The following is a 1,375-nucleotide window of genomic DNA, read 5'->3' on the forward strand; positions in this document are numbered from 1 at the left end:
TGCGGCCGCCTGTGGACAGGCGGGCCGCGGGGGCGTGCTCGAGACGGGTGGGGCTCAGCGGAGCTCGGAGGCCGAGGCCTCGAGGGCCTGCTTCCACTGCAGGCGCGCGTCGAGCGCCTCCTGGGCCTTCTTGACGGCGCGCTGGTCGCCCCGGGCCTGGGCCCGGGCGAGATCCGCCTCGAGCCCCGCGATGGTCTCCTCGAGCTGCGTGAGGGCGGAGTTCGTGCGGGCCTTGGTCTCCGGGTCGGTGCGGCGCCAGTGCTCGTTCTCCGCCTGCTTGAGGGCGTCCTCGAGCTTGCGGAAGCCCTCCTCCATCCGGCGGACGTCCCCGCGGGGCACGCGGCCGGCATCCTCCCACCGCCCGCGCAGCTCGTTGAGCGCGCGCCGTCCGGCCTTGACGTCCGTGAACGGGAGCAGCTTCTGGCCGTCGGCGAGGATCTGCTCCTTCACCTTCAGGTTGGCCCCGTACTCGCGGTCGATCTCCTGGTTCGCGGCCTTGCGGGCGGCGAAGAAGACGTCCTGGGCGGCGCGGAAGCGGGCCCAGAGGGCGTCGTCCTCCTTGCGGGAGGCCCGGGGGGCGCGCTTCCACTCGTCCATCAGGTCGCGGTACTTGCCGGCGGTCACGCCCCAGTCGGTGGAGGTGGACAGCTCCTCGGCACGGGCGATGAGACGCTCCTTGACCTGCTTGGCCTCGGCCGAGGCGGCGTCCAGCCGGGAGAAGTGGGCGCGGCGGGTCTTGTCGAACGCGGTGCGGGCGCCGCGGAAGCGCTTCCACAGGTCGTCCTCGACCGACTTGGCCAGACGCGGACCGGCCTTCTGGGCGGCCTTCCACTCCTCGAACAGCTCCGTCATGCGCTTGGACGCGGTCTTCCAGGGCATCCGCTCGGCCGGGGTCTGGGCGAAGGTCTCGGCCTCGGCGACGATGGCCTCGCGGGTGGCCAGCTGCTCGGCCTGGGCGGCCTGCCGGGCCTCCTGTTCCGCGGCGCGGTAGTCGCCCAGGAGGGTCTCCAGGGCCGCCAGGCGGGTGCGGAGGGCGTCCATGTCGCCGACCATGTGGCGCTCGTTCACCGCGGTCGTCATCTGACCCAGCGCCCGGCCCAGCTCACCCGAGGGGGCGCCGGCGGCGATGCGCTGCTCGAACAGGGCCATCTGGGCGCGCACGTCGTCGTACTTGCGCACGAAGTACGCCAGCGCGTCCTCGGTGCTCGCGTCCGGCACCTGGCCGACCGCGTGCTCCTCCTGCCCGTCCAGCAGCGTGACGTGGCCGTCCTCGCTCACCCGGGCGAACCTGGCGGCCTCCTCCACCGGGGTGGGCGGCACGGTCGGGGCCACGACGGGGGCCGGGGCGACGGACGCGGCGGCGGGCGTCGCGGGG

General features: G+C 74.2%; 1 protein-coding gene. It reads right to left on the minus strand.

The window, feature by feature from the left end; all coding sequences use genetic code 11:
• Positions 1-54 precede the first annotated feature (54 nt).
• Positions 55-1,375 (minus strand): DUF349 domain-containing protein (locus tag HMPREF3105_RS12355; protein WP_070709892.1); only part of this gene is annotated, 1,321 nt, incomplete at its 5' end.

The organism is Micrococcus sp. HMSC31B01 (assembly GCF_001816085.1).
Taxonomy (GTDB): Bacteria; Actinomycetota; Actinomycetes; order Actinomycetales; family Micrococcaceae; genus Micrococcus; species Micrococcus luteus.